Genomic DNA, 1,190 nt, shown 5'->3' on the forward strand with positions numbered 1-1,190 from the left:
CCCTATCGGCCCCGCCCCCGCCGGGGGGGGCGCTGGGCCTGCTGGGTCCCCCGCCCCCCCGGGCCGGGATAGAGCACGGCCGCCCCGCCTCGCGAGACGGCCAGGGACGGGCCGCCGTGCTCGTCGAGGCGGACGGTCGCGACGGGCCCGCCCGCGGGGGCCGTGACGGTCCAGGTGCCGGAGGAGGTGGGGGCGGGGGTGGGGGTGGGGGGAGCGGTCAGAAGTCCGGCCAGCAGTGCGCCGCTGAGCAACCAGTGCAACGGATGCCTCCCGAAGGGCTGAGGGATGCACCGATGGTAGCCCTAATTAACTTCGTCAAGAATTAAATGGTCTCAGCCGGCGGCGGCCTCCCACGTCCGCAGGTACGACTCGGCGCCCCCCGCCAGATCCCGGACGAGGTCCGGGCCCGCGAGCAGACGCATGTCCTCGACCCAGTCCGGGACCAGGCCGTAGTTGGCCACCCCGTCCACATTGACATCCCAGGTGCGCTGCCCGGTGCTCAGCCGGTCCAGCAGGGTGCTCCCGTCGTAGGAGGTGAACGGGTACGTCACCGGGTTCGCGGTGTTGCCGGCGCGCGGGGCGGGCAGGCGGCCCAGGCCGTTGACGTCGAGGCCGTAGCCGTACCCGGGCACCTGGTACTGCCGGCGCAGCGGCACCGTACGCCGCCACTCCGCGACGAAGTCCTCGGCGTTGTGGCCGTACTGCGTGATCACGCCGCCGAGGGCGTAGATCCGGGCGAAGAAGCTCGGGTCGGCCCAGCTATGAGAGGAGACCACGCCGGGATGGCCGGCCGCCTCCAGCAGGTCGAGCGTGCGGTCGGCGGCCTTGACGCTCATGTGGTCGATCTCGACCAGCATGCCGCGCTGGATCATGCCCTGCACCATGTGCTCGCCGAGCGCGGTCAGCCCCCGGGTGTTGCAGTGCGGCGCCGGGGGATACAGCGGCAGCGACACGCCCGGCGGCAGCAGCCGCGCGATCTGGTCGGGGAGCGCGCCCGCCCGGTCGATCGTGTTGTCGTGCTCGGGACCGGTGCAGGTGCGGGCCTGCCAGAACGAGCCGGTGCTGAGCAGGTTGCCGATGTTGACGATGGCGCCCTGCTTGAGTTCAAGGGGTCGTCGCAACACTGCTGCTCAGCAGCGAGTTTAGATGATCGCTGAAGGCTTCTGCCGGCGTCTTCCACCCGAGGGTCT

2 protein-coding genes are annotated in these 1,190 nt (G+C 71.5%); both read right to left on the reverse strand.

The features are described from left to right. Positions 1-2: 2 nt before the first annotated feature. A complete protein-coding gene (locus tag AB0I15_RS66905; RefSeq protein ID WP_358121231.1) occupies positions 3-260 on the reverse strand; it encodes a hypothetical protein in 258 nt (85 codons plus the stop codon). Between the two features lie 72 nt (positions 261-332). Beyond that, the gene (locus tag AB0I15_RS66910; protein WP_358121234.1) at positions 333-1,121 is read right to left on the reverse strand and encodes a hypothetical protein; all 789 of its coding nucleotides are present in this window, start codon (positions 1,119-1,121) and stop codon (positions 333-335) included. Between the last annotated feature and the right edge of the window lie 69 nt (positions 1,122-1,190).

It is taken from the genome of Nonomuraea sp. NPDC050643 (assembly GCF_040654715.1).
Classification (GTDB): domain Bacteria; phylum Actinomycetota; class Actinomycetes; order Streptosporangiales; family Streptosporangiaceae; genus Nonomuraea.